The organism is Paraburkholderia sp. SOS3 (genome assembly GCF_001922345.1).
GTDB lineage: Bacteria > Pseudomonadota > Gammaproteobacteria > Burkholderiales > Burkholderiaceae > Paraburkholderia.
Genome location: NZ_CP018811.1, coordinates 606,302 through 620,885 on the forward strand (window position 1 = coordinate 606,302; position 14,584 = coordinate 620,885).

General features: G+C 63.4%; 14 protein-coding genes. 5 read left to right on the plus strand and 9 right to left on the minus strand.

Translation table 11 applies throughout. The features are described from left to right. Positions 1-31: 31 nt before the first annotated feature. Positions 32-2,986 carry an excinuclease ABC subunit UvrA gene (gene uvrA, locus BTO02_RS02790; RefSeq protein WP_232243429.1) on the minus strand — a complete coding sequence of 985 codons (2,955 nt, stop codon included), beginning with the start codon at positions 2,984-2,986 and terminating at the stop codon, positions 32-34. Here uvrA and BTO02_RS34690 point away from each other — a divergent pair. Genes BTO02_RS34690 through BTO02_RS02800 form a run of 3 tightly spaced genes read left to right on the plus strand, consistent with a single transcriptional unit; the run spans position 2,985 to position 5,015 of the window. Continuing rightward, complete coding sequence (locus BTO02_RS34690) at positions 2,985-3,317, plus strand: hypothetical protein (protein ID WP_198039264.1); 333 nt, start codon at positions 2,985-2,987, stop codon at positions 3,315-3,317. The genes uvrA and BTO02_RS34690 overlap by 2 nt on opposite strands. Further along, the gene (locus BTO02_RS02795) at positions 3,274-4,461 is read left to right on the plus strand and encodes an MFS transporter (protein ID WP_075155728.1); all 1,188 of its coding nucleotides are present in this window, start codon (positions 3,274-3,276) and stop codon (positions 4,459-4,461) included. Before BTO02_RS34690 ends, BTO02_RS02795 begins: the two co-directional genes overlap by 44 nt. Positions 4,462-4,499: 38 nt before the next feature. Next, positions 4,500-5,015 (plus strand): single-stranded DNA-binding protein, encoded by a 516-nt coding sequence (locus BTO02_RS02800; RefSeq protein WP_075155729.1) that lies wholly within the window; start codon positions 4,500-4,502, stop codon positions 5,013-5,015. Positions 5,016-5,213: 198 nt separating this feature from the next. On the opposite strand, the gene BTO02_RS02805 is transcribed toward BTO02_RS02800, so the two are convergent. The 3 genes from BTO02_RS02805 to BTO02_RS02815 all read right to left on the minus strand — a co-directional run bounded on the left by BTO02_RS02805 (position 5,214) and on the right by BTO02_RS02815 (position 7,735). After that, positions 5,214-5,744 (minus strand): RNA polymerase sigma factor, encoded by a 531-nt coding sequence (locus BTO02_RS02805; protein WP_075155730.1) that lies wholly within the window; start codon positions 5,742-5,744, stop codon positions 5,214-5,216. 360 nt (positions 5,745-6,104) lie between these two features. Next, entirely contained in the window at positions 6,105-7,070 is a 966-nt protein-coding gene (locus BTO02_RS02810; RefSeq protein ID WP_075155731.1) for a LysR family transcriptional regulator, read from the minus strand. Positions 7,071-7,372: 302 nt separating this feature from the next. Next, a complete protein-coding gene (locus BTO02_RS02815; RefSeq protein WP_075155732.1) occupies positions 7,373-7,735 on the minus strand; it encodes a BON domain-containing protein in 363 nt (120 codons plus the stop codon). Positions 7,736-8,218: 483 nt separating this feature from the next. Here BTO02_RS02815 and BTO02_RS02820 point away from each other — a divergent pair, with 483 nt between their 5' ends. Beyond that, a complete protein-coding gene (locus tag BTO02_RS02820; protein WP_198039175.1) occupies positions 8,219-8,620 on the plus strand; it encodes a c-type cytochrome in 402 nt (133 codons plus the stop codon). A 129-nt stretch (positions 8,621-8,749) separates the two neighbouring features. Here BTO02_RS02820 and BTO02_RS02825 read toward each other — a convergent pair whose 3' ends face one another. Further along, positions 8,750-9,493, minus strand: coding sequence for an SDR family oxidoreductase (locus tag BTO02_RS02825; RefSeq protein ID WP_075155734.1), 744 nt, complete (start codon positions 9,491-9,493; stop codon positions 8,750-8,752). A gap of 154 nt (positions 9,494-9,647) precedes the next feature. On the opposite strand from BTO02_RS02825, the gene BTO02_RS02830 reads away from it, so the two are divergent. Beyond that, positions 9,648-10,589 (plus strand): LysR family transcriptional regulator, encoded by a 942-nt coding sequence (locus tag BTO02_RS02830; protein ID WP_075155735.1) that lies wholly within the window; start codon positions 9,648-9,650, stop codon positions 10,587-10,589. Here the strand turns inward: BTO02_RS02830 and BTO02_RS02835 are convergent. From BTO02_RS02835 to BTO02_RS02850, 4 genes are all read right to left on the minus strand, one after another. Further along, positions 10,586-11,389: a bestrophin-like domain gene (locus tag BTO02_RS02835; RefSeq protein WP_075155736.1), complete on the minus strand. Its 804-nt coding sequence runs from the start codon at positions 11,387-11,389 to the stop codon at positions 10,586-10,588. The genes BTO02_RS02830 and BTO02_RS02835 overlap by 4 nt on opposite strands. Positions 11,390-11,548: 159 nt before the next feature. Beyond that, entirely contained in the window at positions 11,549-12,376 is an 828-nt protein-coding gene (locus BTO02_RS02840) for a c-type cytochrome (protein WP_075155737.1), read from the minus strand. After that, positions 12,373-14,010, minus strand: a complete 1,638-nt coding sequence (locus BTO02_RS02845; RefSeq protein WP_075155738.1) for a b(o/a)3-type cytochrome-c oxidase subunit 1 — start codon at positions 14,008-14,010, stop codon at positions 12,373-12,375. The genes BTO02_RS02840 and BTO02_RS02845 overlap by 4 nt, the downstream gene beginning before the upstream one ends. Beyond that, entirely contained in the window at positions 13,997-14,578 is a 582-nt protein-coding gene (locus BTO02_RS02850) for a cytochrome C oxidase subunit II (protein ID WP_075155739.1), read from the minus strand. The genes BTO02_RS02845 and BTO02_RS02850 overlap by 14 nt, the downstream gene beginning before the upstream one ends. Positions 14,579-14,584 lie beyond the last annotated feature (6 nt).

Below are 14,584 nucleotides of genomic sequence, written 5' to 3' on the forward strand. Positions count from 1 at the left end.
AGTCTCCAACCTCGGGTTATGCGCGCTTGGGTTATGCACTTTGCTTTGCGGCTCGCACCGATCGGTTCGCCGCGTTGCGTGCTGCCTTGCTGCTCGGACTGGCTGATTCCGCTTGCGCCGGCTGCGTCCCGCGCTCGAGCAGCGGCGCGAGATAACGGCCGGTAAAACTTGCCTTCGACTGCGCAACCTGCTCGGGCGTCCCTTGGGCGATGATCTGCCCGCCGCCCGCGCCGCCCTCCGGACCGAGATCGACGACCCAGTCGGCGGTTTTGATCACGTCGAGATTATGCTCGATGATCACGACCGTATTCCCCTGATCGCGAAGCCGGTGAATGACTTCGAGCAGGAGCGCGATGTCATGGAAGTGTAGCCCGGTCGTGGGCTCGTCGAGAATGTATAGCGTGCGACCCGTGTCGCGCTTGCTCAGTTCCAGCGACAGTTTCACGCGTTGCGCCTCGCCGCCGGAAAGCGTGGTGGCCGACTGGCCGAGCCGAATATAACCGAGGCCGACGTCGAGCAGCGTTTTCAGCTTGCGCGCGACGACGGGCACCGCCTTGAAGAACTCGTGCGCATGTTCGACGGTCATGTCGAGCACTTCGCTGATGTTCTTGCCCTTGTACTGCACTTCCAGCGTTTCGCGGTTGTAGCGCTTGCCGTGGCACACGTCGCACGGCACGTAGACGTCGGGCAGGAAGTGCATTTCCACCTTGATCACGCCGTCGCCCTGACACGCTTCGCAGCGGCCGCCCTTTACGTTGAACGAAAAGCGGCCCGGGTCGTAGCCGCGCTCTTTCGCGGCCGGCACGCCCGCGAACAGCTCGCGGATCGGCGTGAACACGCCCGTATAGGTAGCCGGATTCGAGCGCGGTGTGCGGCCGATCGGCGACTGGTCGACGTTGATCACCTTGTCGAAGTGCTCGAGGCCTTCGATCGCCTCGAACGGCGCCGGCTCGGTTGCCGAACCGTAAAGGTGGTGCGCGACCGCCTGGTAAAGCGTGTCGTTGATCAGCGTCGACTTGCCGGAGCCGGAGACGCCCGTCACGCATGTGAGCAGGCCGACCGGCAGGTCGAGCGTCACGCGCTTCAGATTGTTGCCGTACGCCTCGATGATGCGCAGATGCCGCTCGTCGGGCTGCTTGCGATCTTCAGGGTATTCGATGCGGCGCGTGCCGTTCAGATACTGGCCTGTCAGCGATGCCGGATCGGCCTGCACTTCGTCGGGTGTGCCTTCGGAGATGATCATGCCGCCGTGCTCGCCGGCGCCCGGCCCCATGTCGACGATATAGTCGGCCATCCGGATCATGTCTTCGTCGTGCTCGACGACGACGACCGAGTTGCCGAGGTCGCGCAAGTGCTTCAGTGTCGAGATGAGCCGGTCGTTGTCGCGCTGATGCAGGCCGATCGACGGTTCGTCGAGCACGTACATGACGCCGGTCAGGCCCGAGCCGATTTGCGACGCGAGCCGGATGCGCTGCGCCTCGCCGCCCGACAGCGTTTCGGCGCTGCGTTCGAGCGACAGGTAATCGAGCCCGACGTTATTGAGGAACATCAGCCGTGCGACGATTTCCTTGATCACCTTGTCGGCAATGTCGCGCTTCGCGCCTTCGAGGCGCAGCGTCTGGAAATAACCGAGCGTGTCGCGCAGCGGCCACCCGCTGATTTCGAAGATGCCGCGCGCGTGATCGTCGGCGCCGATTCGCACGAAACGCGCTTCGCGGCGCAGGCGCGTGCCCTCGCACGCGGGGCATGCCTGGTTGTTCTGATATTTCGCGAGCTCCTCGCGCACGGCGACCGAATCGGTTTCCCGGTAACGGCGCTCGAGATTCGGAATGATCCCTTCGAACACGTGCTCGCGCACCGACGTGCGGCCGCGCTCATTGATGTACGAGAACGGAATGGTTTGCTTGCCCGATCCGTACAGCAGCACCTTGCGGATTTTTTCGGGCAGATCTTCGAATGGCGTGTCGATGTCGAATTCGTAGAACGCCGCGAGGCTTTGCAGCATCTGGAAATAAAACTGGTTGCGCCGATCCCAGCCCTTGACCGCGCCCGCCGCCAGCGACAGCGACGGATGCGCGACCACGCGTTTCGGATCGAAGAACGTGATCTGCCCCAAGCCATCGCACTCGGGGCACGCGCCCATCGGATTGTTGAACGAAAAGAGGCGCGGCTCGAGCTCCTGCAGCGAGTACGAGCAAATCGGGCACGCGAACTTCGAGCTGAACAGATGCTCGGTGTCGGTGTCCATTTCGAGCGCGATCGCGCGGCCGTCGGCAAGGCGCAGCGCCGTTTCGAACGATTCGGCAAGACGCTGCTTCATATCCGGCCGCACCTTCAGACGGTCGACGACGACGTCGATCGAGTGCTTGTCGTTCTTCTTCAGCGCGGGCAGCGAATCGACCTCGTAGATTTTCGCGACGCCTTCGTTCGCGGTGCCGCCGCCCGAGCGCACGCGAAAACGAATGAAGCCTTGCGCCTGCATCTCTTCGAACAGTTCCGCGTGCTCGCCCTTGCGGTTGGCGACAACGGGCGCGAGGATCATCAGCTTCGTGTCTTCCGGCAGCGCGAGCGCCGCGTCGACCATTTGCGACACGCTTTGCGCTTCGAGCGGAATGTTGTGGTCCGGACAGTAAGGCGTGCCGACGCGCGCGAACAGCAGGCGCAGATAGTCGTGAATTTCGGTGACCGTGCCGACGGTCGAGCGCGGATTGTGCGACGTCGCTTTCTGCTCGATCGAAATGGCCGGCGACAGCCCCTCGATCAGATCGACGTCGGGCTTTTCCATCAGTTGTAGAAATTGCCGCGCATACGCTGACAGGCTTTCCACGTAGCGCCGTTGCCCTTCCGCATATAGCGTGTCGAACGCAAGCGACGACTTGCCCGACCCCGACAGCCCGGTAATCACGATCAACTTGTGACGCGGCAAGTCGAGATTGACGTTTTTCAGGTTGTGGGTGCGAGCCCCACGGATACGGATTTGTTCCATGAATCCTGCGGGAAGAAGGGAAACTAAACCTGCTACTATAACGACTTTTCCAGACCGCCGTTATGGCGACCTGATCGTGCCCGAAAGCCTGTGCAAGCTCGGGGGAAACAGCGGCGCAGCGGGCTGTGTCCGCGCTGTATATCGGGCGTTGCAGCGGGCGGTGTGGCAAGATGCGCTGCATCGCAATGCGCGTCACCGCAAGTGCAGCAAAAAGCGGGCGCGGTGCGTCACCCAACGCGAGCCGGGTCCGAGCCCGCATCCGCACGTTCATCAGAAAATCTCCATCGATGTCCAATCCGTCTGCCGCTTCCACTCGCATGAGCGCATCTGAGATGCGCGCGACCGTGGCGCTTGCGTCGATCTTCGCGTTGCGCATGCTCGGTCTCTTCATGATCATGCCGGTGTTCTCGATCTACGCGAGGACGATCCCGGGCGGCGACAACGTGTTCCTCGTCGGCGTCGCGCTTGGTGCGTACGGCGTCACGCAGTCGCTGCTGTATATCTTCTACGGCTGGGTGTCGGACAAGGTCGGCCGCAAACCCGTGATCGCAACGGGCCTGCTGATCTTCGCGCTCGGCAGCTTCGTGGCCGCGCTCGCGCACGACATGACGTGGATCATCGTCGGCCGCGTCATTCAGGGCATGGGCGCGGTGTCGTCGGCGGTGATCGCGTTCATCGCCGATCTGACCTCCGAAGAACATCGCACGAAAGCCATGGCGATGGTCGGCGGCAGCATCGGCATTTCGTTCGCGGTGGCGATCGTCGGCGCACCGGTCGTGTTCCAGTGGGTCGGCATGAGCGGGCTCTTCGCGCTGGTCGGCGTGTTCTCGGTGCTCGCGGTCGGCGTCGTGCTGTGGGTCGTGCCCGATGCGCCGAAGCCCGTGCACGTGCGCGCGCCGTTCAGGGAGGTACTGCACAACGTCGAACTGCTGCGGCTCAATTTCGGCGTGCTCGTGCTGCACGCCACGCAGACCGCGCTCTTTCTCGTCGTGCCGCGCATTCTCGAAGCGGACGGCCTGCCGGTGCGCTCGCACTGGATGATCTACCTGCCCGTCATGGGGCTGTCGTTCGTCATGATGGTGCCCGCGATCATCGCGGCCGAGAAACGCGGCAAGATGAAAGCGGTGCTCGTCGGTGCGATTTTCCTTATCCTGACCGGCCAGTTACTGCTGGGCGCCGCTGCGCATACCATAGCGATCGTGGCGGCGATCCTGTTCGTCTATTTTCTCGGCTTCAATATTCTCGAAGCGTCGCAGCCTTCGCTGGTCTCCAAGCTGGCGCCCGGCACGCGCAAGGGCGCGGCGGTCGGCGTCTATAACACGACGCAGTCCATCGGACTCGCGCTGGGCGGCGTGGTCGGCGGATGGCTTCTGAAAATCGACGGATCGAGTGCCGTGTTCTTTACGTGTTCGGGGCTTGTTTTCTGCTGGCTTATAATCGCCGCAAATATGAAACAGCCTCCGCGCAAGGCTTGACGCCGCCGCCCGCAAGCAATGATTAACTGGAGAAACCAATGGCATCCGTGAACAAGGTCATTCTCGTCGGCAATCTCGGCGCCGATCCGGAAGTCCGTTACCTTCCGAGCGGCGACGCAGTGGCGAACATTCGCCTTGCCACGACCGACCGCTACAAGGACAAAGCGTCCGGCGAAATGAAGGAAATGACCGAGTGGCATCGCGTCTCGTTCTTCGGGCGGCTGGCCGAAATCGTGAACGAGTACCTGAAGAAGGGTTCGTCGGTTTATATCGAAGGACGCATTCGTACGCGCAAATGGCAGGCGCAGGACGGCACCGATCGTTATTCAACCGAAATCGTCGCGGACCAGATGCAAATGCTCGGCGGCCGCGGCGGCTCGGGCGGCGGTGGCGATGACGGCGGCTACAACCGTGAACCGGCTGAACGCAGCGGCGGTGGACGCGCGGCAGGCGGCGGCGGGGGCGGTGCGCGCAGTGGCGGCGGTGCTGCAAGCCGGCCGAGCGCGCCGGCCGGCGGCGGATTCGACGAGATGGACGACGATATTCCGTTCTGACGGGTGCGCCGCGCGCGGTGCCTTGACTGTCGTAGTCGTTCGTATCCGCTGTGGCAACAGTCCGAAGTCCGGAACGAAAAAGGCCGGAACCTTACACCAAAGGTTCCGGCCTTTTGATTGTTCAGCGGTCTGACGCCAAGCGCCTGTCCCGGTGAGCCGAGCCGTTCGATCCGGCCGCAACACCCCGGCGATAGTCCTTCAGCACAATTCGGATTGCCAGGCGCCGCTATATTGCCGATGCTTGCTGAGCATACCCGCGACCTTGGCCCGCCCTTGCGCGACGATTTCGGCAACCTCGTTCTTCGAGATGCCGAGCACGTCGCCCGCCTCCGCATAGCTCAAACCCTCGACGAGTACGAGCAGCATCGGTACGCGTTGCGAATCGGGAAGCGACGCGACTGCGTGTCGCAACAGACAATGGATGCATTCCGTCGCGGGACGCTCGCGCGAGTCGCCCGGCGCGCACGCGCAATCGCCGCCGAGTGGCCGCAGCTGCGCATAACGCTGCGCGTACCCTTCTTCGAGCCAGAGCGTCGCCATGATCGAAAAGAACCGGTGCAGCGGGCGCAGGCAACGCGACGCGCCACGGCTCAAATCTCCGGCCGAGAAGCGCCGGCATGCCTGCACGACGAGCCGCTCGGCGTCCCGTTCCTGTTCGGTGAGGCGCAGCGCGAATGCCCAGATGCGCGGCAACGACTCGATACCGGCGATGCTGTCCTGGTTGATCATACGTCAGTGCCCCCTGAATGCCCCCGAACTCAAACGCAATCGCACGCGTGGCAAGCCTCGCGACCACAAGCCATGCCCGGTCCGCGCGAAAAAGCGGGACCTGTAAAGCAATGGGTGTGAGTAAGGAGTTTGTATGAGGTGGACCGAGCGGCCCACCGCGACCTTGTGACCGATGTTAAAGACTGCGAAAGCAGTTCAACACCACGATAGGCGAAAGGCAACGTTGCATGTCACGTAACGAACCCTGTCGATGCCGGTCGCCGCGCCGCCGTGCTTGAACGAGCAGCCGCGAAGCGCGCTATTCGCCAGCCGCAATTCAGATATGCGTGCGGCGAAAGGCCGGTACGATATTTACCTCGATCAAACTTCGGTCGACGTCGCGATGTACCGCGAGACCATCAGTTCATCGCGTCCGAGCGCTACGGGCAACTTCTCCGCGATCAGGTCGATCCACGCGCGCGTTTGCGCGGGCAAATAGCGGCGCGACGAAATCAGCGAATAGACGCCGATTTCCGGCGTGCGCCATTGTGGCAGCACCGGCACGAGGTCGCCGGTCTTCAGGCTGTCGATGATCGACCATGGCGGCAGCAGCGCGATCCCGAGACCGCTGAGCGCCGCGCTCAGCACCGCATCCGGCGAGTCCCCTCTGAATGGGCCGGATATCGGCAACGTAATCGTCGAATCGCCGTCGGTAAGCTGCCAGTCGCGCGTGATATTGACAAGCTTCAGGCAGCTATAGGTCATCAAATCTTCGGGGTGCGACGGAGTGCCGTGATGCGAGAGGTAATCGGGCCGTGCGCACAAGATACCGCGCACGCCGCCGACCTTGCGTCCGACGAGTGTCGAATGCGGCAGTTCCTGCGCGAAGTAGACGCTCGAATCGATTCCTTCGGCGAGCACGTCCGGCGCGTTCTGACGCGTCGTAAATTCGACCTTCACGTCGGGATAACGCTGCAGATACTCCATCAGCAACGGCAGCAGATGATGCCGGCCGAAGCTCGACATGCACGACACCTTCAACGTGCCGGCCGGTCGCGTCGCCGCATCGCGCGCCTCGTTCTCGGCTTCGTCGACGAGGTCGAGGATCGATCGGCATTTGAGCAGATAGCGCTCTCCGGGGCCCGTCAGCGACACGTGGCGGGAATTGCGATGCAGCAGTTTGGTGCCGAGCCTTTGCTCCAGCTCGCCGATCATCCGCGACACTTGCGCCGCGGTCAGGTCGGATTGCAAGGCGGCGGCAGTGAAGCCGCGCGCGTCGACGACCCGCACGAACAGACGGATCGCGTGCAGGAGGCCGGAGTTCAGGCGGGGTGAACTAGTGGCCATGGTGCTGGCTGAATAAGTGCCAAGGGTCGTCCGGTCAACGCAATTCCCCGGTTATTGTGTTTTGAATGAACCGCGCAAGGCGGCCGATTGGACGGATAACACCTTGGCGCGTGCTTTATTCCGCGTTCAGCCGATCTTTTTTAATAGCCGACTTTATGAACGCAGCAGGTAATAATGACCTGCCATGTCGCCCGCTGGGCCATGCGGAGTGGGTTCCCCGCTCGAAAAAAGGAACCCCGCGTCGCCGCGGGGTTCTTTCCACACTGCCGGTGCCGTTTTCGCCGTCGGCGACGCGCCGCGTGTCAGTTTCCGCCGCCTTGCACGCCGAGCGTGACCTTGTTGTTCACGGACTTCACGCCGGCGACGCCCTTCGCGATCTCGCCCGCCTGGGCGATCTGGTCTCCTTCCGGCACCGTGCCGGAGAGCGTCACCGCACCGCCTCGGGCTTTCACGAACACATTGGAGACGTCGAAGCCTTGAGCTTTCGCCATCGCGCGGCGTACGTCGCGAGCGAGCTTGCGGTCCGCCTTTTTCATCGCTTTTGCGTCGGTCGTGGTGGCGGTCGACGGATTCGCCATCGAATCGCTCGTCTGCGACCAGGCGCTCGACGTGACAGCCACGCATCCTGCAACAACCATCACCTTCAATAGATTGATCGCGCTCATGACAGCTCCTTTTTGTCTCGGTTATGGGGGGCCAGCGTAACGAATCGGAAACTGCGGAAAAGCAAAAGTAAAAATAGGCAATTGCAGCCCTATTGCAAGGCTAAATTGACTCATAGCTTCTAACCGCAGGGACAGTATGCACGCGTCGCCCGTTAAATGCATCGCGTGCTTCGCGCAAGCCGGTACGCGACCATTCGTCCGGTGAAGCGAAGCGGGAAAAGCGCGTTTATCGCCTGATTCTCGATAACAGTCCGCCATTTAAGCATTCGGAATAAAGCGATTTTCGACGGTGTTTTTTGCGGCAAGGCGGTGCCGTTCCGCCCCGACAAAAAACCGCCCGGGCGATCGGCCCGCGGCACCTACAACCCGTTGGAGAACAATGAAATGACGGACAATCAGTCGAAGTCTGCTTCGCTTATCAGACGCGCGGCGCGCGACCCGCGTGCTGCCCGCCTGGTACGCCATGCCATCAAGGCGCTTTGCATGCTCGCCCTGCCGCTCGCATTTGCGCCGACAGCTGCTTTCGCGAAGCCTCCCATCGATTCGGAAGCGGCGCTGATCGCACACGGCAACTACATCGTGCATCGCGTTGGCATGTGCACCGACTGCCATACGCCGAAGGATGACCACGGGATGCCGATTGGCGCTCAGGACCTGCAGGGCGCAGAACTTCATTTCACACCGGATGTGCCGGTACCGGGCTTTACCAATCGCTCCGTCAGGCTCGCGGGCCTGCCGGCCGGGTACACGGAAGCGCAACTCGCGACGTTTCTCGAGACAGGCCACACGCCGGGCGGCGCAATCGCGCGTCCGCCGATGCCCGCCTACCGTCTGAACGAGCACGACGCACGGGCCGTGGCGGCTTACCTGCACTCGCTCAATTGAGCGACGCAGCGACGCAGCGACGCGCGACGCATGCGGCCGCCTGAAGCGGCTTCGTGAGGCTCGCGCGAGATCTTCGAACTGCTGATCGTCGGGTTCAGCCGCATTGCGCCCGTCGGCCGCCGCTCGCGTTCATGCGGCGCCGCCGTTCGCTCGCAGAATCTGTCCGTTCACCCAGCCGCCGTCGGGGCCGGCGAGGAACGACACGACCGCCGCGATTTCATCGGGCCGGCCGAGGCGCTGCAGCGGCGGGATGTTCGCGAAAGCCTGGATTTGCTGTTCGGTTTTGCCCTTGTAGAAGAGATCGGTGCCGATCGGCCCCGGGGCGACCGCGTTGACCGTCACATTGCGGCCGCGCAGTTCTTGCGAATACGCGCGCGTCAGCGCTTCGGCTGCGCCCTTGGATGCGTTGTACAGCGCATAGCCGGGTTTGTTGAGCGCGATCGACGTGCTCGAGAAGTTGATGATGCGGCCGCCTTCGGCAATCCGCGACCACGCTTCGCGCATCGTGTTGAACGTGCCGCGTACGTTGGTGTTCATCGTCTGTTCGAAGGCTTCGTCGGTGGTGTCGTTGAGTGGCACGACCTTCATCACGCCCGCATTGTTGACGAGCACGTCGACCTTGCCGAGTTCTTTTTCGACCGTGTCGAACATGCGCCGCACATCGGCCGGGTTCGCCACGTCGCCCTTTACTGCAATCGCCATTGTGCCTTCCTCGCGCAGTTCGGCGACGAGCGCCTCGGCCGCCTTCGCGCTCGATGCGTAGTTGATCGCAACGGCGAACCCGTCCGCCGCGAGTCGCGACGCAACCGCTGCGCCGATGCCGCGCGCCGCGCCGGTGATGAGAGCCACTTTTTCGTTCCTGATCGCGTTCATGATTCGTTTCCTTTGAAGGTGTCGAGTTGGTGAAACCAATCATGGACGAAATGCGTCGCGAGATAATCACGTGCAAATTGGCATAATCATTCCATTTGCTTTAACAAATGAACCGCACCGGAAAGTTGCTCTTTCCGGCGCGACGGAGCGAAACATGGACCGGTTTCAGGAAATGCAGGTCTTCGTGCGGATCGCCGAGCGGCAAAGCTTTACGCGCGCGTCGGACGATCTGCAGATTCCACGGGCGACCGTCACGAACCTGATGAAGCGAATGGAGAAGCGCCTCGGGGCACGGCTGCTCGAACGCACGACGCGTTCGGTGCGCCTCACGCACGACGGCGAGGCGTATTACGCACGCTGCCTCCGGCTGCTCGCCGACCTCGACGAGGCGGAAGGCTCGTTTCGCCATGTCGCGCCAAAGGGGCTGTTGCGGGCCAATCTGCAAGGCACGCTCGCGCGCCACTTCGTGATGCCCGCACTGCCGCAGTTTCTGGGACGCTTCCCGGAGATCGAACTGCACCTTGCCGAGGACGACCGCTTTGTCGACCTCGTGCGCGAAGGCGTCGATTGCGTGCTGCGCGCCGGAACGCTGCAGGATTCGTCGATGGTCGGACGGCGCCTTGCGCGGCTCGAACAGGTGACGGTCGCGAGCCCCGCGTATCTCGACGCGTACGGCGAACCCCAAACCCTCGACGAACTGCGCGTGCATCGCGCGGTGAACTTCGTTTCGAGCGCGAGCGGCAGCCCGATGCCATTCGAATTCACCGTCGACGCTCGCGTGACCGAGGTCGTGGTCGGCGGAACCGTCGCTGTGACATCGGCCGATCTCTATACCGGTGCGGCGCTTTCGGGCCTGGGTCTCGTTCAGGTGCCGCGCTACCGGATTGCCGATGAACTTGCACGCGGGCAGTTGAAAATCGTTCTCGAGCAGTTTGCACCGCCACCGATGCCGGTCACGGTGCTCTATCCGCAGAACCGGCAGCTGTCGTCTCGCGTGCGCGCCTTCGCGGACTGGCTGCGTGAAGTGTTCGAGACGGCCGCGCCGGCGGCTGCCGGGCCCGCGGCGGCAAGCGCGTCACGCGCGGCGCTGCGCTAGCGGTCCAGATGCGAAAGCGCATCGCGCATCGGCTGGCTCGATGTGGTGAGCGGGCCGGTCAGCGGCGTATCGAGGTCGACGATCACGTACATCGCCGACGCAATCGACACCGCGCCGAGCGAGATCATCACGAGTGCAAGCGCGTTGCGCGGCGCGATCAGCCCGAAGCTCAGAAAGATCACGAACAGCCAGAATCCGAGCGTCGTGAGAAACGGCCGCGAGATCGAGCTGTGCACCTCTTCGAGCAGCTTCCAGCGCGCGGCGACGAGCCGGTCGAACTGACTCAGTATCTGGTTCAGCGCGCGCTGTTGCGCGGCGTCTTGCGCCCGCAGGTTGCGCGCCTCCATGGTCGCGGCGGTCAGCATCTGGCCGAGTTCGATGCTCTCGAGGCGGTTATAGGCAGTCGACGGAAACGCGCGCTTCGGGTAGTAATCGCCCGGCGGCGCGGGCTCGTTCGGCCATGTCGAAGCGATCGCTTCGGCGGTATAGACGCGCAGCATCGTACGCACCGGCTCGGCATCCTTACCGTATTCGCGCAACGTCTGATCGAGCCGGATCAGGTCCGACGCGTAGGCGCGAAAGTCGTTGCCGACCGTATCGAAGCTGTTTTTCGCGGAAGCCGTGAGCAGACCGAGCACGAGCGCCGCGAACGTAACGAGCATGCCGATCACGAGCTGGATCAGCTGCACGGTTTCATGCGCCTTGTGTTCTTCGGGCAGCAGCGGCTTGACGAACCAGCCGATCGCGGTGCCGATGAGCAGCGCGACGAACACGACGAGCGCTGACGTGATTTCCTGCATCGGAGGGGCTCCGGGACGCGAAACATGGCGCCGGCGCACAGGGCCCTTGCGGTGACGATGCACAGATGCGGCAGGGACGATGCGGGCGCAATCAATCCGGCAATGTGCCCTTATCGTGCGTGAAGTGCAATGCGTGTCTTCCAGAGCGTTGCGGCGCGTTCACGGCTGTGCCGCGTAATACTTCGCCACGCCGGCGATTTCCTCCGGCGTCATGTTGCGCGCGACGTTGCGCATCTGCTCATTGATGTCGTTGCGGCGCTGGCCGTTAGCGAACAGCCGCAACTGCCCCGCGAGATAGACCGAAGACTGCCCGCCGAGCCACGGCGCCGCACCTTTGCGGTCGCGCTCGCCGTGACATGCGGCGCACGGGGCGATATTGCGCATCGGGTCGCCTTCGTTGACGAGCTTGCGAATGGCCCTGGCTTCCGCGCTATTGTCCGCACCTGCCGCCGCCGCGCCGCCCGCTTCTGCCGGACCCGGTCGCGGCAGCGACGCATAGTACGCGGCGAGGTCGTGAAGATCGCGGTCGTTCAGATTGCGGATGATGGGCGGCATGATCGAGTTCGGCCGCTGGCCGCTCTGGTAGTCGCGCAGCTGCTTGTAGATCGCATCCGCATACTGGCCCGCGAGCACGGGCGACGTGACCATCACGACGCCTTGCACGCCGTGGCACATCGAGCAGTTCTGCGCGAGCGTCGCGCCGCGGCCGATCGATACCGCATCGGCATGCACGCGGTGCAGCGGCGGCATCACGATCACATCGCTCGGCGGTGCACCCGCGATGTCGTCCGCGCCGCTGTACCACGATTCCGGCGCACCGGCCGCGCGGCAGATCGTTGCCCACAAGCCGCCGCGCGTGAAGTCCGGATGTTTCGACGGCAGCCAGACAAAGCCGATCAGTATCGCGACGATCGCGATCGCGAGCGTATAGCCGACGCCCGCGGTGAACCAGCGATTGCGCAAGCTGAATACGCGCTCTTCACTCATCGCGACGCTCCTACCGCCACCGCGGGCACGGAAGTTTGCGGCAGCGCGACCAGCTGCGCGATCGGCACGCTGTAGTTGACGACCGTGAGGCCGATCATCAGTGCGACCCACATACCGAAACCGTTGAGCGCCGCCGGCACGCGGTCGACCGGATGTGCGGGCACGCTGAAGCCGAACGGCCGCGGCTGCTCATCTCCCGCCCGAGTGGGTCCGAACTGTCCCTTGACGAGGATATAGATGAACATCACGCCCGAGACGACGAGCACGAGTCCGCCGAATGCCGACATGGCGACCCACACGGCCTGCGCTTCGATGCCGGGCGCGCTGTAGTCGTAATACGCCATGCGGCGCGGCGCGCCGAGCAACCCGACGTAGTGCCAGGGAATCGTCACGACCATCATGCCGATGAACCACAGCCATAGCTGCGTGCGTATCAGGCCGACGTGGCCGAGCGCGCGGCCGGTGAGCTGCGGCCACAGCTCATAGGCGATCGCAAAGTACATGATCACGATCGCGCCGCCGAAAATCAGATGGAAGTGGCCGGTGACCCACTGCGTGTTGTGCACCGATTCGTTCAGCTGGTAGCTCATGTTGATGAGCCCGCCGGCGCCGCCGAAGCCGAGCATGATGAACGAGAACGCGATGACGAGCATCATCGGATTGCGCCACGGCAGCGGGGCGAGCCAGCCGAACGCACCCTTGCCGCCGCGCAGCCGGCCGGCGATTTCGACCGACGCGCAGATCGTGAACACGGTCAGCAGCGTCGGCACCGAGACCATGCCGGTGAACACCGCATGCAGGAACTTGAAGCCCGAACCGACTTGCGGATCGGCGAACAGATGGTGAATGCCGATCGGCATCGCGAACACGAGGAACAGGATGAACGACACGCGCGCCATCGAATCGCTGTACAGACGCCCGCCAATGGCACGCGGCACGATCGTGTAATACGCGATATACGCGGGGATCAGCCAGAAGTAGACGATCGCGTGCAGCGTCCACGAAAAGAGCACGCGCGCGAGGCCCGCGTCGATGGTCGACTTCAGGCCGAGCGCGACGGGCAGGATCTGAAACAGGATCTCGACGGCGGCGCCGACCGCGGTCCACGCCCACAGATAGGCGCCGGCGACATTCGCGAACATCGCAAGCGGCACCGGTTTGCCGGGGTTCGCGCGCTTCCATACGCGCAGGTTCACGTGCATCAGCGCCACCCAGATCCACGAGCCGACCACGACCAGCACCACGCCGATGTAATAGAACGCGTTGCCGATCATCGGCGGATAGAACGTGTAGAGCACCGATGCGCGGCCCATCGCAACCGGAATCGTCGCGACCACGGCGCCGATCGCGAGCAGGATGAAACCGGCCCAGCCCCACTTGAGGCCGACCAGCGCCTGCTTCAACGCGAGTTCGACGATCGCATAGCCGAAGCCCATCGCGACGAGCGTCGGCAGCACGTAGGCCATCACCGTGCCGTGCTCGGTCACCGAACGGTAGTAGAGCTCGGGGTTGCCGAGCCATGGGTGCAGCGGACTGCGCACGAGCATCTGCCAGGCGCCGAGAAAGAGCGCGATGATGAACGCGATAAACGCGAGCCAGAAATGCGCAAGAACGAGTCGCCTAGCGTTCAACACAGCTGAGCCTCCGGTTTTGTCGCGCCTGCTCGAAGAAGGCGGCCTTGTCGATCACTTTCACGTGGGCCCACATCGTCTGATGGCCGAAGCCGCAGAACTCGTGGCATGGCATCAGGTGCTCGCCGGGCTTGTCGAAGCGCGTCGTGAGCGTGGCGACGTAGCCGGGCACGACCATCGTGTTCACATTCGTGTCGGCGATCAGCAGGCCATGCACGACGTCCGCGCTCGTCGTGCGCAGTGTGACCGGCGTATCGGCCGGCACGAGCAGGCACTGCGGCGTGAACGAGTATTGCTGCGCGATGAAACGCACGATGACCGAGCCGTCGGGTTCGACCGCGCTGCCGAGATTGCTCTCGACGAACTCCCCTGAAATTTGCAGCCGTGACGGGTCGATGGTTTCGACGCGCGACGGCGGCATGATCGCCCAATGCAGTCCCGTGAATACCACGACCGCGAGCATCAGCACGATGATCGCGCCCGCGAACCAGGCCCAGCGGCGCTCGGCGAGCGCGGCGACGCGTTCTGCGGGGCTGCCGCCGTTTCGATGATCGGAAGGTTGGCTCGACATGATTAG

Coding starts and splice junctions, on each gene's coding strand:
- BTO02_RS02830 (WP_075155735.1), top strand. CDS start 9,648: ATGGACCGGTTTCAGGAAATGCAGGTCTTCGTGCGGATCGCCGAGCGG.
- BTO02_RS02815 (WP_075155732.1), bottom strand. CDS start 7,735: ATGAGCGCGATCAATCTATTGAAGGTGATGGTTGTTGCAGGATGCGTG.
- BTO02_RS02850 (WP_075155739.1), bottom strand. CDS start 14,578: ATGTCGAGCCAACCTTCCGATCATCGAAACGGCGGCAGCCCCGCAGAA.
- uvrA (WP_232243429.1), bottom strand. CDS start 2,986: ATGGAACAAATCCGTATCCGTGGGGCTCGCACCCACAACCTGAAAAAC.
- BTO02_RS02840 (WP_075155737.1), bottom strand. CDS start 12,376: ATGAGTGAAGAGCGCGTATTCAGCTTGCGCAATCGCTGGTTCACCGCG.
- BTO02_RS02800 (WP_075155729.1), top strand. CDS start 4,500: ATGGCATCCGTGAACAAGGTCATTCTCGTCGGCAATCTCGGCGCCGAT.
- BTO02_RS02805 (WP_075155730.1), bottom strand. CDS start 5,744: ATGATCAACCAGGACAGCATCGCCGGTATCGAGTCGTTGCCGCGCATC.
- BTO02_RS02835 (WP_075155736.1), bottom strand. CDS start 11,389: ATGCAGGAAATCACGTCAGCGCTCGTCGTGTTCGTCGCGCTGCTCATC.
- BTO02_RS02795 (WP_075155728.1), top strand. CDS start 3,274: ATGTCCAATCCGTCTGCCGCTTCCACTCGCATGAGCGCATCTGAGATG.
- BTO02_RS02820 (WP_198039175.1), top strand. CDS start 8,219: ATGCTCGCCCTGCCGCTCGCATTTGCGCCGACAGCTGCTTTCGCGAAG.
- BTO02_RS02825 (WP_075155734.1), bottom strand. CDS start 9,493: ATGAACGCGATCAGGAACGAAAAAGTGGCTCTCATCACCGGCGCGGCG.
- BTO02_RS34690 (WP_198039264.1), top strand. CDS start 2,985: ATGAATCCTGCGGGAAGAAGGGAAACTAAACCTGCTACTATAACGACT.
- BTO02_RS02810 (WP_075155731.1), bottom strand. CDS start 7,070: ATGGCCACTAGTTCACCCCGCCTGAACTCCGGCCTCCTGCACGCGATC.